Annotated in this window: 21 protein-coding genes and 1 tRNA gene; 3 read left to right on the plus strand and 19 right to left on the minus strand. The window is 65.1% G+C overall.

Annotated elements, in window-relative coordinates:
• Positions 1-82 precede the first annotated feature (82 nt).
• The 15 genes from mnmG to HHL22_RS17105 all read right to left on the minus strand — a co-directional run bounded on the left by mnmG (position 83) and on the right by HHL22_RS17105 (position 17,375).
• Positions 83-1,951: a tRNA uridine-5-carboxymethylaminomethyl(34) synthesis enzyme MnmG gene (gene mnmG, locus HHL22_RS17035; RefSeq protein WP_169532617.1), complete on the minus strand. Its 1,869-nt coding sequence runs from the start codon at positions 1,949-1,951 to the stop codon at positions 83-85.
• A 159-nt stretch (positions 1,952-2,110) separates the two neighbouring features.
• Positions 2,111-2,581, minus strand: coding sequence for a GNAT family N-acetyltransferase (locus HHL22_RS17040; RefSeq protein ID WP_169532618.1), 471 nt, complete (start codon positions 2,579-2,581; stop codon positions 2,111-2,113).
• A gap of 15 nt (positions 2,582-2,596) precedes the next feature.
• Entirely contained in the window at positions 2,597-2,863 is a 267-nt protein-coding gene (locus tag HHL22_RS17045) for a hypothetical protein (RefSeq protein ID WP_169532619.1), read from the minus strand.
• A 34-nt stretch (positions 2,864-2,897) separates the two neighbouring features.
• Positions 2,898-3,611, minus strand: a complete 714-nt coding sequence (locus HHL22_RS17050) for a GNAT family N-acetyltransferase (protein WP_195809330.1) — start codon at positions 3,609-3,611, stop codon at positions 2,898-2,900.
• 155 nt (positions 3,612-3,766) lie between these two features.
• Positions 3,767-4,234 carry an rRNA maturation RNase YbeY gene (gene ybeY, locus HHL22_RS17055; protein ID WP_169532620.1) on the minus strand — a complete coding sequence of 156 codons (468 nt, stop codon included), beginning with the start codon at positions 4,232-4,234 and terminating at the stop codon, positions 3,767-3,769.
• Positions 4,231-4,656 carry an ATP-binding protein gene (locus HHL22_RS17060; RefSeq protein WP_169532621.1) on the minus strand — a complete coding sequence of 142 codons (426 nt, stop codon included), beginning with the start codon at positions 4,654-4,656 and terminating at the stop codon, positions 4,231-4,233. The genes ybeY and HHL22_RS17060 overlap by 4 nt, the downstream gene beginning before the upstream one ends.
• 178 nt (positions 4,657-4,834) lie before the next feature.
• On the minus strand, positions 4,835-8,359 hold the full coding sequence (locus HHL22_RS24265) for a collagen-like protein (RefSeq protein WP_262888392.1): 3,525 nt from the start codon (positions 8,357-8,359) through the stop codon (positions 4,835-4,837).
• A gap of 105 nt (positions 8,360-8,464) precedes the next feature.
• The gene (locus tag HHL22_RS17070; protein ID WP_169532622.1) at positions 8,465-10,036 is read right to left on the minus strand and encodes a TlpA family protein disulfide reductase; all 1,572 of its coding nucleotides are present in this window, start codon (positions 10,034-10,036) and stop codon (positions 8,465-8,467) included.
• A 15-nt stretch (positions 10,037-10,051) separates the two neighbouring features.
• Positions 10,052-12,457 (minus strand): erythromycin esterase family protein, encoded by a 2,406-nt coding sequence (locus HHL22_RS17075; protein WP_169532623.1) that lies wholly within the window; start codon positions 12,455-12,457, stop codon positions 10,052-10,054.
• 70 nt (positions 12,458-12,527) lie between these two features.
• Positions 12,528-13,067 (minus strand): hypothetical protein, encoded by a 540-nt coding sequence (locus HHL22_RS17080; RefSeq protein ID WP_169532624.1) that lies wholly within the window; start codon positions 13,065-13,067, stop codon positions 12,528-12,530.
• An 11-nt stretch (positions 13,068-13,078) separates the two neighbouring features.
• A complete protein-coding gene (locus HHL22_RS17085) occupies positions 13,079-13,648 on the minus strand; it encodes a hypothetical protein (protein WP_169532625.1) in 570 nt (189 codons plus the stop codon).
• Between the two features lie 48 nt (positions 13,649-13,696).
• The gene (locus HHL22_RS17090; RefSeq protein WP_169532626.1) at positions 13,697-15,079 is read right to left on the minus strand and encodes a M56 family metallopeptidase; all 1,383 of its coding nucleotides are present in this window, start codon (positions 15,077-15,079) and stop codon (positions 13,697-13,699) included.
• Positions 15,079-15,447, minus strand: a complete 369-nt coding sequence (locus HHL22_RS17095; RefSeq protein WP_169532627.1) for a BlaI/MecI/CopY family transcriptional regulator — start codon at positions 15,445-15,447, stop codon at positions 15,079-15,081. The genes HHL22_RS17090 and HHL22_RS17095 overlap by 1 nt, the downstream gene beginning before the upstream one ends.
• A gap of 192 nt (positions 15,448-15,639) precedes the next feature.
• Positions 15,640-16,080: a hypothetical protein gene (locus HHL22_RS17100; RefSeq protein WP_169532628.1), complete on the minus strand. Its 441-nt coding sequence runs from the start codon at positions 16,078-16,080 to the stop codon at positions 15,640-15,642.
• A 41-nt stretch (positions 16,081-16,121) separates the two neighbouring features.
• Complete coding sequence (locus HHL22_RS17105; protein ID WP_169532629.1) at positions 16,122-17,375, minus strand: TCR/Tet family MFS transporter; 1,254 nt, start codon at positions 17,373-17,375, stop codon at positions 16,122-16,124.
• A gap of 291 nt (positions 17,376-17,666) precedes the next feature.
• On the opposite strand from HHL22_RS17105, the gene HHL22_RS17110 reads away from it, so the two are divergent.
• On the plus strand, positions 17,667-17,861 hold the full coding sequence (locus HHL22_RS17110) for a hypothetical protein (RefSeq protein ID WP_169532630.1): 195 nt from the start codon (positions 17,667-17,669) through the stop codon (positions 17,859-17,861).
• Between the two features lie 111 nt (positions 17,862-17,972).
• Positions 17,973-18,045, plus strand: a tRNA-Met gene (locus HHL22_RS17115).
• 112 nt (positions 18,046-18,157) lie between these two features.
• On the opposite strand, the gene HHL22_RS17120 is transcribed toward HHL22_RS17115, so the two are convergent.
• Complete coding sequence (locus HHL22_RS17120) at positions 18,158-18,694, minus strand: hypothetical protein (RefSeq protein ID WP_169532631.1); 537 nt, start codon at positions 18,692-18,694, stop codon at positions 18,158-18,160.
• Between the two features lie 562 nt (positions 18,695-19,256).
• Here HHL22_RS17120 and HHL22_RS17125 point away from each other — a divergent pair.
• On the plus strand, positions 19,257-19,433 hold the full coding sequence (locus tag HHL22_RS17125; protein WP_169532632.1) for a DUF4870 domain-containing protein: 177 nt from the start codon (positions 19,257-19,259) through the stop codon (positions 19,431-19,433).
• A 24-nt stretch (positions 19,434-19,457) separates the two neighbouring features.
• Here the strand turns inward: HHL22_RS17125 and HHL22_RS17130 are convergent, their stop codons facing one another.
• Genes HHL22_RS17130 through HHL22_RS17140 form a run of 3 tightly spaced genes read right to left on the minus strand, consistent with a single transcriptional unit; the run spans position 19,458 to position 23,793 of the window.
• Positions 19,458-20,072 (minus strand): tetratricopeptide repeat protein, encoded by a 615-nt coding sequence (locus HHL22_RS17130; protein WP_169532633.1) that lies wholly within the window; start codon positions 20,070-20,072, stop codon positions 19,458-19,460.
• Between the two features lie 5 nt (positions 20,073-20,077).
• The gene (locus HHL22_RS17135) at positions 20,078-21,274 is read right to left on the minus strand and encodes a hypothetical protein (protein WP_169532634.1); all 1,197 of its coding nucleotides are present in this window, start codon (positions 21,272-21,274) and stop codon (positions 20,078-20,080) included.
• The gene (locus HHL22_RS17140) at positions 21,271-23,793 is read right to left on the minus strand and encodes an urea transporter (protein ID WP_169532635.1); all 2,523 of its coding nucleotides are present in this window, start codon (positions 23,791-23,793) and stop codon (positions 21,271-21,273) included. The genes HHL22_RS17135 and HHL22_RS17140 overlap by 4 nt, the downstream gene beginning before the upstream one ends.
• Positions 23,794-23,941: the final 148 nt, after the last annotated feature.

The raw sequence follows: 23,941 nt of genomic DNA on the forward strand, positions 1-23,941 counted from the left end.
TACCGCACCGTTGGCGAATCGTCAGGACGGCGTGGGAGAGATGCTTCGGCTGCGCTCAGCATGACGTTCTTTTTTAGCAACGTTAACGGTTCAAATACACCATCAGTACCGACACGTCGGCCGGGCTCACGCCGCTGATGCGCGAGGCCTGCCCTAGGGTTTCGGGCTGAATCTTGAGCAGCTTCTCGCGGGCCTCGTGGCTAAGGGCGGGCATGGCCTGGTAGTTGAGCCGGCCCGAGATGCGGAAGTCTTCCAGCTCGCGCATGCGCTGGGCCTGCTGCTGCTCTTTCAGCAAGTAGGTTTCGTACTTGATTTGGATAACGGCTTGCTCCTGCGCTTCCTCGCCGTAGGGCCCTAGGGCCTCGGCCAGCGCTGGCAGGGCGGCGGCCAGCTCGGCCAGCTCCACGCCGGGGCGGCGCAGCAAATTCACGGCGCGGGTTTTCTCGTGGATTTCGGCCGAGTTTTTGGCCGCCAAAAAGGGGTTGATAGCGGTCGGCTCCACGCCGAATTTCTCCAGCGTGGCCAGCACGGCGGCGGTGTCGGCTTCCTTCTGGCGCACGCGGGTTAGGCGCTCGTCGCTGGCCAGGCCCAGGGCGTGGGCGCGGGGCGTCAGGCGCAGGTCGGCATTGTCCTGGCGCAGCAAAATGCGGTGCTCGGCGCGGCTCGTGAACATGCGGTAGGGCTCCTCGGTGCCTTTGTTGATGAGGTCGTCGATGAGCACGCCGATATAAGCCTCGTCGCGCCCCAGCGTGAAGGCCGGCTTGCCCGCCACCCGCTGGTGGGCGTTGATGCCCGCCATCAGGCCCTGGCAGGCCGCTTCCTCGTAGCCGGTGGTGCCGTTAATTTGGCCAGCCAGCCAGAGGTTGCGTACCAGCTTGGTTTCGAGCGTATTGGTGAGCTGCGTGGGCGGAAAGAAGTCGTACTCGATGGCGTAGCCGGGCCGGAACATCTTGGCCTTTTCGAAACCGGCAATCTCGCGCAGGGCGCGGTACTGCACATCCTCGGGCAAGCTGCTCGAAAACCCGTTCACGTAGCACTCGACGGTGCTCCAGCCTTCCGGCTCCACAAAAATCTGGTGGCGGTCCTTATCGGCAAAGCGGTTGATTTTGTCTTCCACGCTGGGGCAGTAGCGCGGCCCTAGGCCCTTGATGCGGCCCTGAAACATGGGTGACTTCTCGAACCCCTCGCGCAAGATGCTGTGCACCCGCTCGTTGGTGTAGGTGATGTAGCAGGGGCGCTGCTGGGTCAGCCTAGGGGTATCCAGGTACGAGAAGCGGCTCGGGTGCTGGTCGCCGTCCTGCACCTCCATCTTCGAGTAGTCGAGCGAGCGGCCATCCACGCGGGGTGGGGTGCCGGTTTTCATGCGCCCGGCCTCGAAGCCCAGCTCCACCAACTGCTCGGTGATGCCGCGGCTGTTTTTCTCGGCGGCGCGCCCGCCCCCGAAGTTCTTCTCGCCAATGTGAATGAGGCCGTTCAGGAAGGTGCCGTTGGTGAGCACCACCGTCTTGGCCCGAAACTCGATACCCAGGGCGGTGCGCACGCCCACGCAAGCGTCGTTTTCGATGAGCAGGCCCGTGACGGCTTCCTGCCAGAAATCGACGTTGGCAATGCCCTCCAGCGTCAGGCGCCACGCCTCGGCAAAGCGCATGCGGTCGCTCTGGGCCCGAGGGCTCCACATGGCGGGGCCCTTCGAGCGGTTCAGCATCCGAAACTGAATCATGGTGCGGTCGGTGATGATACCCGACTGCCCCCCTAGGGCGTCAATTTCGCGCACAATCTGCCCTTTGGCCACGCCGCCCATGGCCGGGTTGCACGACATCTGAGCGATGGTGTTCAGGTTCATGGTGGCCAGCAGCACCCGCAAGCCCAGGTTGGCGGCGGCCGCGGCGGCCTCGCAGCCGGCGTGGCCCGCGCCCACCACAATCAGGTCGTATTCTTCTTGTTGAAACATCGCGCGCAAAGTCTCGCTAGGTTAAAATAGGTTTCGCAGGGCTGACAATCAGGCTGCAAAGGTACGGCTGCTGCGTAAGGCAGCGCGCAGCCAGCGATAACGCAGCCGGCGCCAACATAATTCGCCCCCCACTTTTCCTGCGCCCGGCGAAACCTGCGCCTAGCCGGGCGAAACGGTGCTTTCCAGGCTTTTGCGCATGCATACGCTGTTGGCCACGCCCACGTACTGCCCGTAGTTGGCGGTGAGGTGGTAGCCGCTGCGCTGGTAAAGCGCAATGGCTTCGGGCTGGCGCCGGCCGGTTTCGAGCACGGCGGTGGCGTAGCCCAGCTTGGTGGCCCAGCGCTCCAACTCGCTCAGCACGGCCTGCGCCACGCCCTGCCGCCGCTGCGTGGGTGCCACGTACATGCGCTTGATTTCGACCGCGCCCGCCTCAAACTCCTTGAACGCGCCGCAGCCTACCGGCTGGCCGTCAGCATAGGCCACCACGGCGTGCCGAATGAGGTCCAGCTTATTATACTGCGCGTAAAAGGTGGCTTCGGCCCCGTCGCGCGCGGCCAGGTCCTGGTCCAGCCGCTGCACGAGCGTGCGAAAATCGGGGTTTTCGGAGGTGGTGCGGGCTAGGGTTAGCATAGCGTAATTTGCTAATTAAATTATTCGAGCGGTTGCACCTTTAAGGTTGATTAGAAATGCTTGCTGCGAGCTGGATAGTGCAGTCATCAGCAACCCAATTTTTGCTGGTTGGTTACGCCTATAGAGAGCCTCTACCGATTTAATCGACCAACAGACTCCATTGTCGAATAGTAGACTCTGACCATTAGAAACAGTTTCAGTTGTTTCTCCAATCAGCACTGTCCCGCGATTTATGATAGTAAAAGTATCTTCTATTAGAAAAGTAGCTGCTTGATTTTCCATAAGTTAAATGAATCAGCCCCTATAAGATTCACAGTTACTCCTTCTCGCCGAACACGTCGCGCAGGTACCGTTCGGCCACCAGAGCAGCCGACTGCCGCGCCACCTCGGGCCATGAAAAAGGCAGCCATTCGCTGTTCAGGCAGTCAAATACCTCGGTGGCCGCCTCGCAGGCGAAGAGCTTGTAGTCGAATTTAGGGTAGCCCTGCACCAAATAGCCAGGGTAGTAGTGAGCCAGACGCTGCTGGCGGGCGTACTCCGTTTTGCGCAGCATCAGGTACTTGCCTAAGCTATACTGGCGGTAGGCGGGGTCGTAAAAGTTGACGATGCCCGCAATGCTGTCCTGGCCGTGGTCGAAAATACCGGCCGCAATCAGCTGCCCAGCGTCGCGCACTTCTATCACGTAGGACGTGAACACCGAGTGCGCGGCCCCGTCCAGCAGCAGCGCTTCAAGGGTGGCAGCCGTGTCGAAATCGAGTGATTGATAGTAGCGCGCATACAGCGCCTCGTGCTCGGCGCTGAGCTGCAAAGGCTTGATGGCCACGGCGAAGCGCTCGTTGCGCCGCAGCAGCTGGCGCTGCTTGGGGCCGTACTGCACCTGGGGCACTACCAGCCGCAGCCAATGCACCGTGTGCAGGTCGGGGCCGAGGGGCAAAAACCGGCAGGTGAACAAGTCCTGGTTCATCCGGTAGTAGCCCTGGCCGAGGTAATAATCCAGCATGGCGCCGGGAATGCGCGAAAGGGCAGTCATAACCTAAAAATAGCAGCAAAAAAGAACGTCCTGCTCATCTGGCGTCCGCTTGCCGAAGCATCTCTACCGCATCGTATGGCGTGGTAGAGATACTTCGGCAAGCGGACGCCAGATGAGCAGGACGTTCTAAGAGGTTTTACGGCAACCAGTAGTTGCTAAAACGTGCGCAGCGACAGGCAATAATCCTCCTTGCGGCGCATGGCGGTTTGGCTCAACAAGTCCTTGTCGTGGTAGCCCAGCAGGTGCAGCACGCCGTGAATCATGACGCGATGCAGCTCATCGCGGAAGCTGATGGTCAAGTCCTTGGCATTGTCCTGCACGCGCTCGACGCTAATAAATATGTCGCCTTCCAGCACGTCGGCGTCGTCGGCGTTGTCGAAGGTGATGATATCGGTGAGCGTGTCGTGGTTGAGATATTCCACGTTCAGCTTGTGCAGGTACTCGTCGGAGCAGAAGATAAATGTGAGCTGGGCAATGCGGTACTCGTGCACCACAGCAATGCGCTCAATCCAAGCCACCAGGTCTTCGGCGTCATGCAGAAAGAAATCCGCCACGTCCTCCACGATAAACTCGATGCCGGGCGCCTCGAAGTAGCGCACGCCGGTGGGAGTAGCTAGGCTCATGCGGCAGTGGTATCGGGCGCGGGCGTGAGAGCAAACGTTAGCTCGACGCGCCGGCCATCTTTGCTGAATTCTACCTCGTCGGCCAGGTGGCGAATGAGGAAGATGCCGCGCCCACCGGGGTTCTCCAGGTTTTCGGGTGCCGTGGGGTCGTCCAGGTTGTTGTAGTCGAAGCCCGTGCCCTCATCCTCAATCTCAAATTTGAGTTGACTTTCGTCGGCATATAGTGCCAAATACACGTTTTTGTCCTTGTCGAACTTGTTGCCGTGCCGAATAGCGTTGTTGACGGCTTCGGTTACGGCCACCATGATGTTGCCATAGATATCGTCCTCGATGTGGAAAGCGTCCTTGGAGTTGTCAATAAAACTCTCCACGACGCGGATGTTTTCCACGAGCGACGGAATCTGAATTTTAACCTGCTTCATTGGGGGCAGCGAATGGCGAAAGAAGGATAGCGCGGAAGAGCGGCAAAAATAACGGAAACCAGCTTAAAAAGATAATTTGTTCTAAACCGGTGAAACCCGGCCACTTACCCGATAAAGCTCCGCACTTGGCTGGGGCACCGTGCACCTACGCAGCCCGCCGGGCAAAGTTGCGGCGGTGCTAACGGGTTTTCTGGAAATATTCGCTTACTTTTTCTTGGTAGTAAGGCGTGAACGTGGGTTGGGGCCGGCGCAGCAAATCCGTCTGCTGGTCTTTGGCGGCGGGGCGGTACTTATCGAAGGCGGGCGGGAAGCCGGGCGGCGGGCTCTTGGGCGCCTGGGCCTCGCGCTTGTTGTCTTGGTCGCGCTCGCGGGCCGACTTTTCGGCTTCCAGCAAGCGGGTCAGGATTTGCTGCTGGCGCTGAATGGTTTCCTCAGTCAGGCGCTTGTTTACGAGGTCGGTTTCGGTTTGCTCCATCATTTTTTTCATCTCGCCCGCGTTGCCTAGGCCGCTTTTGCCGTCCTTGTCCTCGCTGCCGGGCTGGCCGGGTTTCCCATCCTTGCCCGGCTTGCCATCGGGGCCGGGTTTGCCATCCTTGCCGCCGGGCTGGCCCGCGCCGAGCTGGCTGTTGTCCAGTTGCTGCATGGCCTGGCGCAAGAGCTGCTGCTGGGCCGCCAGCTTGGCCAGCTCCTGCGAGAGGGCGCGGCCGGTCTTGCCGCTTTGCTGCAGCTGCTGAATCTGCTGGTTAAGCTGCTGCTGCATCTTGCTGAGGCTGCCGGCGCCGGGCGAGCCACCCTTGCCTTTCTTCTTGCCTTTGCCCTTGCCGCTCTGGGGTTGGCCCTGGCCCTGCATCTGCTGCATGGCCTGCTGCATCTGCCCTAGGGCATCGCTTAGCATCAGGGCCAGGTTGTTGATGCTGGTCATGGCCTGCTGCTCGGCGGTGGTGGCGCGGGGCACGTCGCGCTGCCGAATGTGCCCGAGGGCCTCATCCATGCGGCCGTTCATCTCGCCCACTTCGCGCGTCACGAAGCTTTGGATGCGCGGCTCGCGCTTGGCCAGCGCATATAGGCTGTCCTGAATAATGCGCGAGTCGTCGCGCAGCTTGCGCTGGGTTTGGCCCAACTGCACAAAGCGCGGGTCGCTCTGGTCTACCTGGCGGAAGTCCTTCATTAGCTTCTCCTGGTCGAAGCTCAGCGTCACCAAGTTATCCAGGATGTCGCGCAGGTCGTCGATGTTCTGCTGGGCTTTCTGCTGCTCGTCGTCGCTGGCCTCGTCGCGCATTTTCTTGGCCATCTGCTGCATGCGCTGGGCGGCCTGCTGCTGGCTCTGGCTGGCTTTTTGGTTCTGGTTTTTGCTCAGCTGCTGCTCGCTATCCTGCAGGTCCTGGTCAGTTTGCTGCTGCTGGGGCTTCTGCTCGTCCAGCTCGTTCTGGTCGCCCATTTCCTGGTCCTGCTTTTTCAGGTCCTGCAAGTCCTTTTTCAGCTCCTCAAACTCCTGGCGCTTCTCGGCCTGCTGCTGCTTTAGCTGCTCCTGCTGGGCGCGCTGCTGCTCCTTGCTTTGCTGGTTTTGGGGGTTGTCTTTGTCGTTTTGCTTGGTTTGCTCGGCCAGCTTCTGCTCATCCTTGGCTAGCTGGTCCAGCCGGTCGGCAGTTTGCTCGGCCTTTTGCTCAAACTGCAGCTGCTTGAACATTTCGAGGGCGCGGTCCAGCTCTTTTTGTAAGGTATTTTCTTTGTTTTCGAGCTTTTGCAAGAGCTGCTGCATGGCCGCGTCGGGCTTCTGCTGCTGCTCCAGCAGCTTTTGCAGCTGGTCGTAGAGCTTCTTGGTTTCGGGGTCCAGCAGGTCCTTCATCAGCTTTTTCAACTCCTCGGCTTTCTCGGCCAGCTGCTCGCTCTTGGGGTCTAGCTGGTTTTGCTTCTGCTGCAGCTGCTCAAACTGCTGCTGCATCTGCTGCACTTGCTGGTCGAACTGGTTTTTCTGGTCCAGCATATCCTGCAGCTGCTTGCGGTCTTGGAAGCTCATGTCGCGCTTGGTCTTGAGCTTGTCCTGGCTCTGGGCCAGCTCGCGCTCCAGCTGCTTGCTTTGCTTGGCGGCGCTGCTCAGCTGGCTGGCCACCGAGTTGGCCTGGCTGGCCAGCTGCTGGTCCTGCTCGCGCCGGCTGGGCAGCCGAAACTCCAGCGCCCGCGAGCGGGTGCTCTTGGGGCCGTGAATACCGTCGTTGTCAATGGCTTCTACAAAGTACTCCAGTCTATCGCCCGGCTTTAGCCCTAGGGGCGCTAAGTTCCAGGTGTAGGCGTAGGTGCCGCCCGCGCCGCCGGGCAGCCCGAGGGGTCGGCTGGCGTAAGCCCCTCCCCCATTTGGCCCCTGGTTGGCGCGGCGCACGCGGTAGTGCAGGCGCAGGGTGCTCAGGCCGTAGTCGTCCTGGGCGGTGCCCCCTAGGGCCAGGTAGCGCAGCGAAGCCGTGTCCGAAAACGCCTCCACCGTGAGGCTGGGCGGCGCGTCGGGCACCACCGTCAGCTGGTAGGCAATGGGGTCGCGGTTGAGGCTGTTGGGGTTTTGCAGGCGCACCTGGTAGGGCTGCGAGCGCAGCGCCGGCCGCTCGGCCACGAAGGTGTCGCCCTGGCGGGTGGCGGGCAGCGTTTCGTCGGGGTTTTCAAATACCAGGCTGGCGGCCTCGGTGGCGGCCGTGCCCAGCTGCCAGCGCAGGCGCGAGCCCTCTGGCACCGTTAGGTTGCCGCCGTTGCGGATGGTTTCGGCGGGCCGGCCAGTGTAGGCGGGATAGCTTACCTGCACGGTCAGCTCGCGCAAGTCGGGCCGCTCCAGCACCGTGAGGTGGTACTCGGGCGAGGCAAAGCCCGCGCCGCTGAGCTGAAAGGTCTGGTCCTGGCTGAGCTGCTCGAAGGTGTAGCGAAACTCGTCGGGGTGGCCGGGTACTTTGGTCAGGGGCCGCTCGCCCCCACCGGGCAGCACGAGGCTCACGGCGGCGGGCAGGGCGCGGCCCGCCACGGCCACGTCGAGGGTGAAATTCTCGCCCTTAAACACCCGCAAGCTCTTATTTTTCAACACGAAGTCAAACGGCGCTGGGCGCGAGTACTGGCGCTGGTAGTGCCAGATGCGGCCGGTGCCCTGGGTGATAAACGCCGGGTAAAACACTAGCGCCCCTAGCAGCAAAGCCAGCGGCGGCAGCACGTATTTCCACAGCGGGCGGCTTTGCTGGCGCAGGTCAATGCCCTGGGCAAACGACACGCCCCCGAGCTGGGCGGCGCGCTGCTCGAGGCTGGCCAGCAGCAGCTCATTGCCGCGGGCCTGGCCTTGTAGCTGCAGGGCGTTCAGCAGCCGGTCCTGCACCTGCGGAAACAGCTCGCCCACCTGGCGGGCCGCCTGCTCGTCGCTCAGCAGCCGGCGCAAATTGCTGAGGGCGGCCAGCGGCTGCCACAGCCAGCGCCCCACCGCGTAGGCCACCAGGGCCAGAAAGCCGAACAGCAGCGCCGCCCGCACCGCCGTAGGCAAGTACAGAAAATACTCCAAGGCGTTGAACACCACGAACAAGCTCAGCAGCAGCGCGGCCGTAATGAGCCCGCCCCGCACCAGCAGGCTCAGGTAGAACTTGCGCTTGTAGGCTTCCAGCTCGGCCCGCACCTGGGCGAGGGCCGGAAACTCGGTGCCCGCAGTAGCCCCCGCCGCCGGGGCCGTCGTTACCATCGTCATAAGCAAAAGACCGGCGGACCTGCCAGCGGCCCGCGCCGCGTCAAGTTACACCCTAGGGCCGCAACGACGCCGGGCGGCTCCGTAGTTCACGGCGCTGGCCCTCGCTTATTTCAGCCGCTCTACTACCTGTTGGCGCAGCTGGTCGCCCTCGCTGGGGCGGTAGGCGCTGGCTTCTACCAGCCGGCCGGTTTTGTCGAATAGCATATAGCGCGGGATGTAGGGCACGATGGGTACCAGGGCTTTTTGTAGTGCCGGCGGGGCCAGGTAGTGGTAGCCACGCAGGCGGTAGCTGGCGGCCAGCGCGGTCCACTTGTCGCGGAAGCCAGGCTGGTCGAGGGCTACGTATAGGATATCTACGTTATTATCGGTCAAGAACTTGTGTAGCTCCGGCTCGTGCTTGAACTCCTCGAGGCAGGGTCCGCACCACGAAGCCCACAAATCGACGAACACCGCCCGGCCCGGCCGCTGCGAGCGCACCAGCCCCCCTAGGGTCCGCACCGTGTCGAGGCCTGGCGCGGCGCCAAACGTGAGGGCGCGCTGCCCCTCGGCCAGCTGGCCGAAGAGCACGTTGGCCGGGCCGGCGGCCGGGGCCCCTAGGGTAGCCGCGGCGGCTTTTGCGGCATTGGCTTTAGCGGTGCGCTCCGCCTCACCCCGCAGGTAGTGCACCACAAGGGGCACGTAGGGACTGGCCGGAAACTTCTGCACGTAGGTGGCAAAAACGGCCGCAAATTCGCTTAGGCTCATGGCGTTGAGAGCCAGCGCCGTGAGTAGGGTATTACCCACGGCGCCCTGCTGCACAGCCGGCGGCGCGTAGTCGTAGGCCTCGAAGGCGCTGTTGACGGGCGCGAACTGCGCGGCGAAGGGCTGCCAGGTGCGCTCGGTGGGGGCCGCGCCCGGCAGCACGCCGCGTTCTATCAACACGTATTTTTCGAGGTCGTTGCCCGCCATCTGGTAGCGCGGCTGGGCGGGGTCGTAGCGGGCCATAATGCTCGCCAGCAGCTGCCGCGCTCCGGCGGGGTGCATGGCCGGGTGCAGGTTGGTGCGCACCGAATCTTTAAGGTAGCCCGCCAAAATGCCTGCCGCGAAAAAAACCACATTTTGCTCGGTGTAGGCACGCAGGTAGTGGTAGCAGGCCTTCGAGGTGCGGCCCTGGCGGTGCAGGCGGACCAGGGGCGCCAGGGCGGGCCGCAGCAAAGAGTCTTGGAGCTGCGTGAGGCCCGCGGCGGCGGTGGGGGCGGTTTCGAGTATCCGGCCCACACGGTTCGAGGTAGCGGGCCCGGCGTTGAGCAGCTGGTGGTTGGCCAGCAGGTCGTTGGCCGCCGCGTTGGGTCCGCTGAACGTGTACACGCGCTTGGCCGCGTCGGGCGTGGCGGTGCTGCTGAAGCCGATGGCAGCCCCCGGCTCGGTGTAGAGCAGCAGGTTGGCGCAGGAGCTAGCAAGGCGCACAATGCCCGCTGCGGGTTGGTGCAGCGCATAGCTGAAGCGCCCACTGTGTACCCGGGCCTCGTTGGGGCCATCGGTGAAGAAGAAATTGAACCGCCCGTCCGGCGCCGGCTCAAACACGGCCACGGTAGTAGAATCGGCGCAGCCCGGCAGCTGCCCGTTGAGGGTGGCTGGGGCTTGGGCACGCGCTGCCAGGCTGCCGGCTAGCGCCAGCGCAATCAGGATGATTTTCACTTGAAAAATAAGGGGTTAGGGAAGTGCCTGGGTGGGCGAAGAATCCTTGAGAAAGAGCACGGCGTCGAACTCGCGGTGCAGGCTGTGCAGCATAAACTGGTTGCGGGTGGCGGCGTAGCCGATGTCGCGCAGCAGCTGGGCCTGCGTCAGCCAGGCGCTGGCCTCGGTGAGTGCCAGGTGCCCTAGGGGTAGCCAGTAGGCGGCCGGGCCGGTGCGCAGCCAGGCTTCGTAGGCGCCGGGCGGGGCGGTTTCTAGCGGGGCCGGGGTAGGTGGGCCCGCCCCACCCGCCAGGAAGCGGCCCTGCCCCAGCGCCGTTCCCAGGGCCACGTAGCCCGCCCCTAGGGTAGCCGCCAGCCACTGCCCCATTGGCCGCTCTTCCTGCGAGAGCACCTTGGCCACGGCGCCGTTGCTGGCCCACACCAGCACCCGCGCCGGCCCGCCATCGGCGCTGCCCGTTTGGCCGAGGTAGCGCACGTTTTCGGCCAGGCACGCCTGGCGGTAGTTGAAGGCCGCCCCAAACGAAAGCCGCTGCCAGGTGGCGCCCTGCTCCACGAGGCGCAGGTAGTGGTCCAGGATTTCGAGCTGCTGCAAGCCACGGGGCTGCCCTAGGGCGGCGCGGGTGGCCAGGCCGGCGCGCAGCTCGGCCAGCAGGCGGTGCACCGGGCCCAGCAGCGAGTCCCGGGGCTGGTCGGGCTGGCGGCGCAGGTCGGGGTCGTCGGGGGCAGGGTGGGGGTAGGTGGCCAGCAGGGTGCGCAGCTGCCGCAGCCGGCTCTGGGCAAAGTCATCGTCGGCGTCCAGCAGCTGCTCGCTCAGGTAGGTCAGCGCCTGGGCGGGCTGGCGCACTTCCACGCCGGCCAGCTGCACCGGGGCCGTGGGGTGGGCCTGGTTGTGGGCGCGCAGCTCGCGCAGCAGGGCCAGCACTTCGGCCGTGGCCCAGCCCTCGCCCAGGGCGGCCAGCAGCGGGGCGGGGCTGCCCGGCTGGCCGCGCAGGTAGCCATTGAGGGCGGCGCAGGCGGCGGGACTGGCTTCCAGGGCCAGGCAGTCGAAGTTCTTCTGCGTCAGTAGGTAGCGGGCCAGGCGCGCCGTCAGCCCGAAGCTCTCGTGCGAGCCGTGGGTGACTTCGCCCAGCCCCACCACCCGCGCCGGCCCCACCAGGGTGGCCAGCGCCGCCAGGTCCTGGTAGTCGGCGGCGGGAGCGTTGAGTTTGAGGGGCTTGGCGGCGGCGCGCAGCCAGGCTATTTCGGCCGCGGTGGGGAGCGGTGGCACCGGCGGGCCGGTGGGCAGGTAGGGCTTGCCATCAATGGCGAAGGTTAGGTTGTCCACGTCTACCGCGCCGGCGGCGGGCAGCAGCACGCTCAGCGAAAACGCCCCTAGGCTAGCCGTATCGGCTTCGGCATCGGTGCCCGGCAGGGTAAGCTGAATGGGCAGCTCGAAGGCAAAGCGCGTCCAGGCCGGGCCGGGCGGCGGCGGGGTGCGCCGCGCCAGGGTGTCGGGCCGCCAGCGCAGGCTGGGGCGCAAGCGGCTGCGCAGCAGGCGCGCCGCAAAGGCCGGCCCGCCGGTGCCAGTGCCGCCCGTCCAGCGCCAGTAGCCGGCTACGCGCAGGGTTTTGCCGCCCTCGCGCGGGCTCACCTGCACCGAGCCCAGGTAGGCGCTGGCCGGTTCCGCAAACCCGCGGCGGCGCTGGGCGCGCAGGTAGCGGCGGCCGTGTTGGGGGCTGGCGCTGTCGAGCGCGGCCGTGGCGGCTGCCGGGTCGGGGCGCGCCAGGGCGGGCAGCGGCTGCTCAAAGTCCCAGTTCAGGGCCAGCACCTGGGCGGGCGGCAGCAGCAGGGCCTCAGTGGCGGGTACGGGCCACTCGGGCAGGCGCCGGCCCCGCACGCTCAGCGCTACGTCAGCCAGCCAGATGTCGCCGCTGCCCTGGGTTTGCAGCCCTAGGTAGCAGCTAAATGCGGTGGCCTTCACCGGGAAGCGCAGCTCCAGGCGGCGCCAGTCCTGGTTGGCGGGCAGCGAGTCGAGTGCACTCACCGACTCGGGACTGAGCCCGGCGCGGGTGAGGCTGGTGGCCGAAGCCGTGAGCCCCGCCCGGCCCCGCCAGTTGCGGGTGCGCACCCAGGCGCTCACCGTCACCAGCTGCCCGCGCACCGAGTCGAGGGGGAGCAGCCCGGTGCCCACGGTGGTGTAGCGCGCAGCGGCGCCTTGGGCCGGCGGCAGGTGCAGGTGCAGGCTGCCCCGGCCCTGGTGCGCCACGGTGCTATCGAGGCTGTAGCGCCCGCCGGGGGGCAGGTAGCTACCCCACAGCAGCAGCGGGCGGTGCTGGTTGGTCGCCGGCTCTAGGGCTAGGTTGAGGTGGGCTTGGCCCCATGCGGTAGTGGGCAGCAGCCCTAGGGCCAGTAGGAAAAGAAAGCAGTGCAGGCGCCCAAGCATGCGAAGGCAGGTAAAGGTGGTAGTGAACGCAACGACAGCCTTCTGCTGCTAGCCTGCTGGACCTAGGTTCTTACTGCTCCACCGGGTTGCCCTTGCCGTCGAAGAGCAACTGCAGGCGCTGACCCTCGTTGGTGAAGGTGGCGTTGTAGCGGTCGGTTTTGCCCTTGACCGATAGTATTGATTCCAGCTTGGCCGCTGGGTAATGCTGCTTCAGATAGGCCTGCGCGGCCGCCGCCGCTTCGTTTTGGGCCGGGATGCCTGGCTGCACGGGAAAGCGCTTGTTAAAGGCCTGCACGGCGGGCAAGCTGGCGTGGGCTTTGGTGGTTATCAGCACGACGCCCTCGGCCTGGGCTTCGCCCAGCGACCGTTGCTCCGCCTTGTCTTTGATAACGTCCATCGACAGAATGTCATCGCTCTTAATGGCCGCCATTTCCAATGGGCTTATTTTCTTGCCATCCACGTAGTAGCTGACGTTGGTTGGCGCGGGCCCCATGGGCGGCGCGGGCTGGGGCATTATTTGGGCGTGGGCGGCGGCGTAGCCTAGGACCAGCAGGGCAGTAAAGGCGCTGCGGGTGAGCAGGCGCGGGGCGAAGGCGGGAAAAGAAGCCATGCGTGAAAAGGTTATTGGTAAAATGGTTTATCGTCTACGAACTCGCCATCGGCCGTGAAACTCACGTAGCGCCAGCCCCAGTTGCCAGCCAGCCATACCTCGTACTTCACCGCGCCGCTCGACTTGCGGGTCAGCTTCTTCACTGTGCCGTCGAGCCAGTACTTGGGGTAGTGCGCCGTGATGTAGGCCAGGGCCCTAGGGGCGATGTCGCGCACGCTAGCCGGCTCCTGCACGTAGGCTGAGGGTAGGTTGGTGCGGTCGGCCAGGGCCAGGGTAGTGGGCGCGTATTCGTGGGCCTTGGTGGTGATTACCAGCACTTGCGTAGCCAGCGTATCGCCAAAAGCCCGCAGTACGCCCGGCGGCCCCATGAGGCCCTCCGCGCAGGCTACGGCGGCGTCCGGCACCTGGTTGATGGCCGCCTGAGTACTGGGCTGGCCGTCGAGGTAAACCAGCTCGCCAGGCTTCACGCTCCAGTGGTTGGGGGCCGGGGTGGTTTGGGCGTAGGCGGCCAGGATACCCCCTAGGGTCAATAGCCCGAGCAAAGCCGCCGGCCGGGGCCAGCTCAGCAGCGCCGTATTCATGGGGCTGGGTGAAAAGTGGAGAAATGGAAAGGGCTAACCAACAAGCCTTTACTCGCCCAGGAAATCTCCCTGCGGCGAAAAGAACACGTCGAACGGCCGTTTACCCTTGATAAGCTGCACCTGGTACTTTACCTCGCCGGTGGTTTTGTGCTTAAGCTCCGTTACCGTGCCGCTCAGGCGCGCGTCGGGGTAGTGGCTGGTGATGTAGGCCAGGGCCTTGGGCACCAGCACGTACACGTGGGTGGGCGCGTAGGTGTAGTCTGGAATCGTTGCCATTGCCTTGGTGATACCCAAGGTAGGATAGCTGGCATTCAGCCGCTTAGTGAGCGCCAGCACGGCCGGCGCCTGGGCATTGGCCTTGGTAGTCACTAGCACGACTCCGGGGGCGGTGTCGCTGCCAAAAATCCGCCGCACCGCCGCCGCGTCTTTTATCACGTCCACGCTGCCGATGGCGGCCGGCTTCAGCTCCCGCACGGCGGTCTGGTCGCTAGGAACGCCATCCAGATAATACAGGGCATTGGCCGGCCAGGCGCTGGCGGCAGCGGCCACCGCGGCGGTTTGGGCCCGCGCCCCGGTGTAGCCTAGGGCCAGCAGCACCACCAACGGCGCGGCCAGCAAGTAGCGCCCCAGCTGGCGCGCCGACGAGTGCGGTTGGTTGAGCATGAGAATGCGGTTTTTGAGCGTGGAAAAAGAAAACTGAAAGGCCAGGGCCGGGGCCGGCACGCCGCCCGCCTGCTGGCGCAGCAGCAGGTACTGGTAGTCGCGCCGGGGCAGGGTGCCGGCTTGCAGCGCGGCCTGGTCGGCCAGGTACTCGAGGTTGTCGAGGGCGGCGCGGCGCAGCAGCCAGGCGGCGGGGTTGGGCCAGGCCAGGGCGGTGGCCAGCTGCAGCAGCAGCACGTCCAGGGTGTGGCCCTGGCGCACGTGGGCTTGCTCGTGGCGCAGGGCGGCGGGTAGGCTGGCCGCGTCGGCCAGGGCGCTGCTGGTGAGGAAGATGGTGCGGCCGAACGAAAACGGCCCGCCCGTGCCCGGCACCACCCGCACCGCCTGCCCCAGCACCGTGGCGGGGTGGGCCCGCCGCCGCACCCAGGCCAGGCTCAGCAGCTGCCCCAGCAGGCGCAGCAGCAGCCCCGCCGCGCCCGCCAGATACACCGCGCCCGCTACCTGCCAGCCGCCCAGGGCGGGGGCGGCCGCTGGTCCGGCCGGCCCCGCCGCGGCCCCGCGGCTGGCGGCCAGCGGCAGCGCGGCCGCCCCGGCGGGCAGCAGCGCCGGCATGGGCAGCAGCGGGTACACTGCCGCGAAAGCCACGGCAAAGAGCAGGTAAGCCCGGTTGAGCTTAAAAAACGTGAGGTGCCGCAGCAGCGCGTAGTATGCCGCCGCAAACAAGGCCAGCACGACGTTGGCCTTGAGCGAGTAGAGAAGCAGCGCTTCCATTAGGACTTAGGCGGCTGGTTTTCAAGCAGCTCGATGATGTCCTGCAAGTCGGCGGCACTCACTTTCTCCTCCTTGGCGAAGAAAGAAACCAGCTCCTTGTACGAGTCGCGGAAGTGCTCGCGCACCAGGGCCCCCAGCGAGCGGCGCTGGTAGTCGGCGGCGCTCACTAGGGCGGCAAAGCGGTAGGAGTTGCCCAGCTTCTCGGCCTGCACGTACTGCTTGCGCTCGAGGTTGCGTAGGGTGCTGGCCAGGGTGGTGTAGGGCGGGCGCGGGGCGGGCAGCTGCTCCAGCACGTCTTTCACAAAAGCCGGTCCCGTGTGCCAAAGGGCGCGCAAGGCCTCTTCTTCGGGTTGCGTAAGTCGTTCCATGTGGCTAATACGAATTTTTCGTAATACTACGAATTTATCGTAATAACCAGCCACTGCCTCGCGCTAAAAAGCATTTATTTCATTATAAAACTCTGTAAAACAATAAAATAAAAATGAGTTAGGCGCAAGCAGACGCGGCGCTTGCTTTAACTCTTCTGGCTAGCGGCCCCACCCTAGGGGCAGCGCGCGGCCCTAGGCCTTGGGGGGCGGCGTGGGCTGGTGCGCCTGCAGCCACTGCACCGCCTCGCCCTCGTTGCCAAAAAAATTTAGCGCGTACGTTTTGTCCTGGTAGGCCTCGGGCGGGGCATAGTCGGGGGCCTCCACAATCTGGCGGTGCATGTCGGGGCTGAACAGGTAGGCCACGAACAGCCGCTGGCCGAAGCGGCGCGCCACGCTGGGGTAGTACTCTTGCAGCAGCCAGCGCTTGGTTTCCTCATCGGGCGAAAGGCGGCGGCGCAGGTCTTGCAGCCAGAAGCGGCAGCGGTGGGTCAGGGCCAGGTCGGCCAGCTGCTGGTAGCTGGCGCGCAGCTCGGCCGGCAGCGCGGGCTGGTAGCGCCAGCGGCCTAGCAGCACATCCAAATCGGGCCGAAACGTAAGCTCTTGCAGGGCAAGGAAGGTGGGCTGGTCGGACATAAACGAAGGGCAAGGCAGGCGGCGCGCCAGCAGCCGACAAGTTAATGACCGGCGGGGACTACGGGCGCGGCCGCTACCTCGGGGGCGGGCAGGCGGCGCAGGGGCCCTAGGGCAATAAAGAGCGCTAGCAGCGACAGCAGCGCCCCCAGCAAAAACGGCGCGCCCGGCAGTTGCACCGGCGCATTTTTGCCCGTGAAATAAGCAAACAGGCTGGTCATGAGCAGGGGCCCCACCACGCCGGTAGCGCTGATGAGCGAGGTAAGCGTGCCCTGCAGCTCGCCCTGCTCGGTTGGCGGCACCTGTCCCGAAATGGCGCCCTGCATGGCCGGTCCCGCTAGGCCGCCCAGCGCGTACACCGCCGTGATGGCAAACATCATCCAGCCCTGCGTGGCCAGGGCAAACAGCAGGTGCCCCACCAGGTAGCAAATTATACCAAGTATAATGGCGCGCGCCGCGCCCAGGCGCGGCAGGGCCACGCGCACCAGCCCGCCCTGCACCACCAGCGCCCCCACGCCCACTGCGCCCAGCGAGTAGCCAATCAGCTGCTCGCCCCAGTTAAACTTGTAGATGGTGTAAAACGTCCAGACCGACTGCGTGGCCGAGCCGGCCAGAAACAGCAGCACCAGCGCCACTACCAGCCCAACTATTTGCGGGTATTGGCGCAGCCGCGCCAGCGAGGCCACCGCGTTGGCCCGCCTCCACTCGAAGGGGCGGCGCTGCGCCACCGGCAGCGACTCGGGCACCACCAGCAGGCCGTAGGTGAAGTTGAGCAAGCTCAGGGACGCCGCCACCACGAAAGGCACCCTAGGGCCCCAGTGCGCCACCAGCCCCCCCAGCACCGGCCCCACAATGAAGCCCAGCCCGAAGGCCGCGCCCACCAGCCCGAAGTTCTGGGCGCGCTTCTCGGGCGGGCTCACGTCGGCAATGTAGGCCGTGGCCGTGGTGAAGCTCGCGCCCGTGATGCCAGCCAGCACGCGCCCCACAAACAGCCAGGCAATGGTGGGCGCCAGGGCCAGAAACACGTAGTCGACCCCTAGGCCCAGCAGCGATGCTAGCAGCACCGGCCGCCGCCCAAAGCGGTCGGACAGCCCCCCGATAACCGGCGCGAAGAAAAACTGCGCCCCCGCGTAGGCAAACGACAGCCACCCCGCGTACTGCGAGGCCCGGCTCACGCCCTCGCCCGTAAGCTGCTCGATGAGCGTGGGCAGCACCGGAATAATGACGCCCAGCCCAATCACATCGATGAGAATGGTGATGAAGATGAAAGCCAGGGCGGCCGGGCGCTTGGGCGACATAAGCGGGAAATAGTAACTACTTAGCAAATATTGCTAAAAAAAATAGCTTTTGCGGTGGGGCAGCCCGGCAAAGCTAACAGGTTTATTTTCCAGCTAGCCAGGCAGCGGCCACGTCTGCTGCCGCTGGGCCTAGGGCCTACCTCCTCCCGCTTAGCCCGGCAGCCAGCTTGGCTAGGCAGTAGATTTTCAGCCGGTCAGTCACTTTTAGCTGCGTTTAGCGTATCAAGGCCAAGCTAGCCAAGCCGGGGCCCGCCGCCCCTTTCCACTCACCTTTTTCTACCCTTCTTTCACATGAATCAGAAACGGACTTTTGGTACCATTCTCACGCTGCTGGGCATTATCGGTATTATTATGGGTGCCCTAGGCTTCCTGGGCATCGGTGGCCTGCACCTAAGCAAAATAAACTCGGTCGTGCCCTTTATCGTCGGCCTTATTTTCTTCTTTGCCGGTATCAACCTAGTTAAAACCACTAGCGACCGCGCTTAGCAGTTAAAAAAAATTAAGCTGAAAACCAATGTATTATCAGGCAAACAGTAATTATTTTGCTTTCTGGTTTGCGCAATCAGTGAAATATACTACCTTTGCACTCCCAAACAATGCGGGGTGGAGCAGTTGGTAGCTCGTTGGGCTCATAACCCAAAGGTCACTGGTTCGAGTCCAGTCCCCGCTACTCAAGTAAAAAGGCCATGTAAATCAAGTGTTTACATGGCCTTTTTCTTTTCCTGCAAGCCAATAGCAGCGTGGCTTACTGAAACCCGCCTGGTGATGGCGCTACTGGCAGCTTACTGGTTGGCGCTGAGCAAGCAGGCGCGTAGCTGGTACAGCTGGCCGGAATGCACATGGTACCGCAGCTCGACGAGCACATTGGCTGGCAGGCGGTAAGGCTGCACGTAGTAGTCTGCTTCCCAGCGCGGCATTTGCGGGTGGCCTTGCTGCTCGATAAGGTGTAGTTGCTCGGCTGGCGGCAAGGCTAGAAAGGTGGCCACGGTAAGGAGTGGGGGCAGCCCGGCCGCCGACAGGCGCTGGGCCAGCGTGGACTGGTTGTGCAGCCAGTCGTAGGCCGCTTGCGCGTCGCCAAACGTATCTACCCGCAGCTGCGTCAGGCTGGCCAGCACCCGGCTCGTATCGTAAAAGGCGACGGGATGCCGGGGCATCACCCACGCTACCACCTGCAAGCCAGCGTCGGCTAAGTGGGTGAAGCACTCGTCGGCCAGCCAGTCGGCGGCCTCTTGCCAGCCATCCTCATCGAGCAAGCTGTCGTTAAGCAGCTTATGGCTGCTAGTGGCTTGCAAGTGCCAGTTAATCAAGCTGTATTGCATGCGCGTCAGTGGCGCCTCATGCCGGCCCCGCCAGGTAGCGTATAAGCAGGAATTTGAAGCCTCGTGCCAGAGAGTAAAATGCGGCAAGTCTTCCAGAAGAGTCATAGGGCAAGCCGATAAAGGCCTCACCCTGCCTTGCCAGCTACGGCTACCCAAAGGCTACCAGCACCAACAAAAATGGCCGGGGTGAGGAGCCAACGTTCAGGTAAAGCAGCAGTGCGCAACTGCTGGGTAATCAGTGCTACGTAATTAATAATGGGTAGCGATAGCCAGCTATACGTAGTGATAGCTAGAGATAGTTATACGTAATAAATAGGGATAAATACGGATTTATCATCCGTATTTCTTGATAGTTCCTTAGGCCTACACTAGCGCTTTTCCGCGTTGCTACGCCCGCAAAAACGGTTTAGCGAATGAGAAAGCACTTTTAGCTGCTCTGCTGCTACAGCTGTGTCGGGGCGTTGTGGCCTAGGCGGGCTTTGTGGTGCCCCTGGTGCCGTGGCAGGTCAAGAAAAACAAGCTGCCCAGCCTCGACGTCCACGGCAAAGTGGTGGCCAACTAGTTGATTAGCGCCCTGATTCACGGAATAGTGAGCGGGCTGCTGGTGTTCGTGCTCATCGGTTTTTCGCTGCTTGGCATCCTGGGAGGGCGGTCGATAGCGTTCCCCATCATCGGGGCGGTGAAGGCCAACGAGGGCGTGGTGTGGGCATACCAGCTGTCCATCGAGTTTTTCGCCTGAAAATCCTCAGGGGCCCCTAGGCCCTCACAGCTTCTTCAGGCCGGCCTGGGCATTCGCGTCGCCGGGCCGAATAAGCAGCACCTTGTTGTAGAGGGCGCGGGCCTCGCTTTTCCTACCTAGGCCGAGGTAGGTAAAGGCCAGCGACAGGTTGGTGTCGTAGTCGAAGGGGTACAGGTTGAGCACCCGCTCGAAATACTTGGCGGCTTGATTTAATTGCTTGCGGTTGAGGTAAATAACGCCCGTCCAGTAATTAGCCTGGGTGTTTTGGGGGTCTACCTGCAAAATGGCCCCGTAGAGGCCCAGCATCCGCTCTACCTGGCCCAGCGCGTTGAGCGGCTTTATCAAGCCAAACTTGGGCTCGATGGCATAGGGGTGCTGGTCGGCGGCTTTTTGGTAGTAAGCCACGGACTGCGTGTAGTTTTTAGCCAAAAAATATAGCCAGCCCAGGCGCAGGTTTTGCTCGTAGAGGTTGGCGTAGCTGGCGCGCAGGGCGGCAATGGCCTCGGGGTAGTCGGCCTTGGCCTCGGCCGCGTAGCTGCTCCGGAAGGCGTCGGACAAGGCGCTCACATCCTGGGCGCGCAGCCGGGCCGGCAACAGCGCCAGCGCGGCGGCAACTACGAGAAGCAGGCGGACGGGCACGGGCTTTACCAAGTCCAGGCGAGGCTAGCGGTGAGAGAATGCAGCGAGTAGTCGCTATCAGTGAGCGCGAGGCGCCGCTGCTCGACGCCGTAGGTGAGGCGCAGCACCAGCTGGCGCGAAGCCAAGATAAGCAGGCTGGCGGCGGCGCGGCGGCGCAGCGGGTCGAGTAGGTTATACACGTAGGTGCCATCCAGCTCGGCCAGCACCGGTACCTGGCCGCCGCTCGCCCAGGCCTCGGCCCACAGGCGCGGACGCAGCTGCCCGCCCAGCCCCAGCAGTCCGTTGGGGTAGGCGCGCCCGCCCGAGGCCACCACGCTGCCCCGCCCAAAAGCGTACAGGCGCAGGCTGCCCAGCGGGTAAACGGTCAGGCGCAGGTCGGTTTGCAGGCGGGCGCTGTCAGCCAGCGTGCCCGCGTAGGCGCCCGCCTGCACCACGAAGTAAGGCCGGGCGTAGGCCAGGGCCAGGTAGCCCAAGTGGTTGTGGCCCAAGTCGTAGGTAATAAAATCGTAGCCGCCCTTCACTTGCCAGCGGGGGGCTAGCTGCCCGGTCAGCAGCGCGTGGTACTGCCACTGGCGGCTCACGTGGTTCGGCCCCTCGCCCGGAAAATTTAAGCGGGGCGGCAGCTCGATGGCCTGGCGGTAGTAGCTCACCTCCTGGCCCAGGGCCCAGCGCCCCCCTAGGCGGCTGCCCACCCCCAGGCGCCCGAAGCTGGCTGCTCCCCGCCGCTGCTCGGTGGTAAGCAGCACGCTGGCTTCGGCCTCGACGCTGGTGACGGCCCCCGGCCCCGGCAGCCCCAGCGCCCGGCGCAGCGAATCGGGTAGGGGCCGGGCCAGCAGGGCGGCGGGCCCCGGCTGGTTGAGGGCCTGGTAGGCGAGCGCCAGCCCGGCGCGGGCGGCTGGGTCGAGGGGATTGGCGGCCTGGGCGGCGCCGTAGTAGCCTAGGGCGGCGGCGGGCCGCCCGGCCGCCAGGGCCCCCGCGCCCAGGCGGCGGCTGAGGGCCGGGTAGCCGGCGCCCAGCGCCCGCGCCGCCCGGCCCACCGAGTCGAGGGCCCGGTAGCGCCGCTGCTCAAGCAAGGTCTGGGTTAAGCTGTCAGTATAGTGAAAGTCAAGCAGCTGCTGCGCGCCGGCGGGCTGCCCCAGCAGCAGCAGCGCCGCCCCGATGGTCAGCCGCAGCGAGCGCAGTATTCGCGTAGCCGGGCTCATGCGGAAACTTCGCTAAAAGCCAGGCGTAGGGGCGGCTGGCCGGCCCGGTGCACGGTGAGGGTAGCCAGCGCACCATCGGCTACGGTTAGCTCGGCGGCTTGCAGCCGCCGCTCGCGGCCGAAGTAGCGCAGGCGCACCTCGCTGCGCAGCGTGAGCTGCCGGGCGGCCGGGCCGGGGTCGGGGCCCGGCCACTGCAGGCTGAACACCGGCCGCACGAACTGCCCAAACGGCGCGGCCACGTCTTGCAGCCACCCTAGGCCCGGCAGGCGCAATAAAGGCAGCGGCAGGGCCACGGGGCGGGGCGCGGGCAGGTAGCACAGCGGCACCTGGTAGGCGGCCAGGTACAGCTCGCGCAGCCAGCCGCGGCGCGGGCCGTAGTAGGCCGTGAAGCGCAGCAAGGCCTCCTCCAACTCAAAATAAGCGACCGCCCCGCTGGCCGCGCAGTGCAGGTAGCGCTGGTTGTAGGCATCGGTAAGCACCTCCCACACCAGCGGCGCGGCAGGGTTCTCCGCTAGTTGCACGGCCAGCCGGGTGCCGGGCGGCAGGCGCAGCGCCCGCGCCAGTCCCGGCAGCACCCGCACTGGTTGCACCTGCTGGCCGGCGCGCGGCACAGTGTAGGTTTCTAGGGCAAAAGCCATAGCCGCGCCGGCCGGCGTAGCGGGCGCGGCCAGTGCCACCGGGGCAGCATTGGTAGCATTGGCTTGGTGGGCGGCCACCCCCCCTAGGGCCGGCTCCAGCTCCGAAGGCAGCGCCGTCACTGCGGGGCTTCGACTAGCCGCCCCGGCTACCTCAGGCCGGGCAGCACCACGCCAGGGCCGGCCGGGCCCCGCAGCTAGCCAGCCCAGCGGCTCCGCATCCTTCGGCCTCCCGAGCAGCGTAAGCTCACCGGGGGCGGCAGCCGGGGCTGCTTCAACCTGGGTAGCTGCTACAACTGGCTTTGGCTGTAGTGGTGGCGCGCTTGCTGGGGCAGCTTGCGCCAAGTAGGCCTCGAACGGGTAGGGCAGCGTGGGCGAGCCCACGGCGGGCGCGGTCTGCAGCTGGAAGTGCAGGTGCGGCTCGGGCGAGCGGCCCGAGCTGCCGCAGGCGGCCAGCACCTGGCCCCGGCGCACCGCCTGGCCCGGCTGCACCCGCACCGAGTGCGCCCGCAGGTGCGAAAGCTGCGAGTACAGCCCCGGCCGGTGGCGCAGCACCACGGTATTGCCCCAGTTGTGGCGGGTGTCTACCTCGCCCACGGCGTTGTCGGGCAGGTGCTGCACCACGGCTTCTACCACGCCGTCGGCGGGCGCCAGCACGGGCTTGTCGAAGCAGTAGTAGTCGCTCAGGCGCAGGCCGTTGCCCTGGTAGGTGCGCCCCTCGGCATCGGCCACCACAAAATCGAGCGCCTGGCCCCAGGGGCCCTGGTGGGTGGGGCCGCCATCGGCGTAGCCCTGGGTGCAGCGCCACTCGCCCAAGAAGGGCAGGCCTAGGGGCAGGTAGTCGGCCAGGGGCGGGCGTTGGCCGGGGGCGGCTAGCTGGGCGTAGTAGTTGGCCTCGGGCGAGTAGCGCTGCACCGGCGTGAGCACCAGCCATTGGCCCGGCCGCTCGCGCAGCAGCAGTACGTAGAGTAGCAGCAGCGCCGTGCCGCAGTAGGGCAGGCTGAGCGCGGGCAGCCCAGCGCCGCCGCTGGTGCCACCTGCGCCCAATAGCGCATCGGCCGCCGCCAGCACTACCGCCGTGAGGGGCAGGCTGGCCAGCGCCAGCGCGTAGCTGCCGGCCGAGGGCACCGCGAATACCGCGCCCACCGCCACGGCCCCCATCACGTAGTTGGCCCCCAGGTCGTAGGTATCGGTGGCCCCGCCGGTGAGGGCGCCTAGGCCCCAGGTGCCTAAAAAGGCTATTAGGCTCAATATGAAGGTGATGCGCGAGTGCCAGAGCAGGCCCGCCGCCACCAGCAGCCCTGCCCAGGGCGAGTCTTGCAGCAGCACGGCGGCCAGGGCCCGCAGGTAGGCAGCGGGCAGGGCGGGCCAGTCGGCTTCGGTTACCCAGCGGGCGGCGTTGGCCAGCGGCGGACCCCCTAGGGCGTAGGCCTGGTTGAGCCAGTAGGCACCGCTGGCCTCGGCCGGCAGCAGCTGCGGCAGGCGGTGGCTGCCCAGCAGCAATAGCCATATAGTGAGCACAAACGGCAGCGACAAGAACGGCAGTCCGCGCCCGGCTAGCCAGCCGCCCAGCGCCACGCTCAGCAGCAGCGCTAGCCCGGCGCCTAGGCCCACCAGCCCCACCAGCGCCCAGCCCGGCGCGAAGTACAACGGCAGGGCCAGCCCCACCAGCAGGCTGTTGAAGCTATAGGCGCCCAGGTCAGTCCAGTCGCGCCGAAAGCCGCCTAGCCGCGCCCCGGCCACCGCCAGCGCCGCCGCGCCTAGCCCCGCCGCGCCCGCCCAGGGTTGGGCAAACGTGGCCAGCAGCAGCAGCCCCGCCAGCCCTAGGTGCTGGCTGAAGAACAGCATGCTGTAGCTGCGCAAAAGAGGGCGGAGGAAAGGCATTATGTGGTAATATTAGAAAAGGGGAAACCTGAAAAAAGGCGGTCATGCTGAGCTTGCCGAAGCATCTCTACCGCGCAAGTAATCTCAACGTTAGAAGTTAGTTATGCGGTAGAGATGCTTCGGCAAGCTCAGCATGACCGCCTTTTTT

It is taken from the genome of Hymenobacter polaris (assembly GCF_012927305.1).
Lineage (GTDB): Bacteria > Bacteroidota > Bacteroidia > Cytophagales > Hymenobacteraceae > Hymenobacter > Hymenobacter polaris.

What these genes read in the sequence shown, in the direction of transcription:
- mnmG (WP_169532617.1), bottom strand. Translation starts at nt 1,951, where the DNA reads ATGTTTCAACAAGAAGAATACGACCTGATTGTGGTGGGCGCGGGCCAC.
- HHL22_RS17040 (WP_169532618.1), bottom strand. Translation starts at nt 2,581, where the DNA reads ATGCTAACCCTAGCCCGCACCACCTCCGAAAACCCCGATTTTCGCACG.
- HHL22_RS17045 (WP_169532619.1), bottom strand. Translation starts at nt 2,863, where the DNA reads ATGGAAAATCAAGCAGCTACTTTTCTAATAGAAGATACTTTTACTATC.
- HHL22_RS17050 (WP_195809330.1), bottom strand. Translation starts at nt 3,611, where the DNA reads ATGACTGCCCTTTCGCGCATTCCCGGCGCCATGCTGGATTATTACCTC.
- ybeY (WP_169532620.1), bottom strand. Translation starts at nt 4,234, where the DNA reads ATGAGCCTAGCTACTCCCACCGGCGTGCGCTACTTCGAGGCGCCCGGC.
- HHL22_RS17060 (WP_169532621.1), bottom strand. Translation starts at nt 4,656, where the DNA reads ATGAAGCAGGTTAAAATTCAGATTCCGTCGCTCGTGGAAAACATCCGC.
- HHL22_RS24265 (WP_262888392.1), bottom strand. Translation starts at nt 8,359, where the DNA reads ATGACGATGGTAACGACGGCCCCGGCGGCGGGGGCTACTGCGGGCACC.
- HHL22_RS17075 (WP_169532623.1), bottom strand. Translation starts at nt 12,457, where the DNA reads ATGCTTGGGCGCCTGCACTGCTTTCTTTTCCTACTGGCCCTAGGGCTG.
- HHL22_RS17080 (WP_169532624.1), bottom strand. Translation starts at nt 13,067, where the DNA reads ATGGCTTCTTTTCCCGCCTTCGCCCCGCGCCTGCTCACCCGCAGCGCC.
- HHL22_RS17085 (WP_169532625.1), bottom strand. Translation starts at nt 13,648, where the DNA reads ATGAATACGGCGCTGCTGAGCTGGCCCCGGCCGGCGGCTTTGCTCGGG.
- HHL22_RS17090 (WP_169532626.1), bottom strand. Translation starts at nt 15,079, where the DNA reads ATGGAAGCGCTGCTTCTCTACTCGCTCAAGGCCAACGTCGTGCTGGCC.
- HHL22_RS17095 (WP_169532627.1), bottom strand. Translation starts at nt 15,447, where the DNA reads ATGGAACGACTTACGCAACCCGAAGAAGAGGCCTTGCGCGCCCTTTGG.
- HHL22_RS17100 (WP_169532628.1), bottom strand. Translation starts at nt 16,080, where the DNA reads ATGTCCGACCAGCCCACCTTCCTTGCCCTGCAAGAGCTTACGTTTCGG.
- HHL22_RS17105 (WP_169532629.1), bottom strand. Translation starts at nt 17,375, where the DNA reads ATGTCGCCCAAGCGCCCGGCCGCCCTGGCTTTCATCTTCATCACCATT.
- HHL22_RS17110 (WP_169532630.1), top strand. Translation starts at nt 17,667, where the DNA reads ATGAATCAGAAACGGACTTTTGGTACCATTCTCACGCTGCTGGGCATT.
- HHL22_RS17120 (WP_169532631.1), bottom strand. Translation starts at nt 18,694, where the DNA reads ATGCAATACAGCTTGATTAACTGGCACTTGCAAGCCACTAGCAGCCAT.
- HHL22_RS17135 (WP_169532634.1), bottom strand. Translation starts at nt 21,274, where the DNA reads ATGAGCCCGGCTACGCGAATACTGCGCTCGCTGCGGCTGACCATCGGG.
- HHL22_RS17140 (WP_169532635.1), bottom strand. Translation starts at nt 23,793, where the DNA reads ATGCCTTTCCTCCGCCCTCTTTTGCGCAGCTACAGCATGCTGTTCTTC.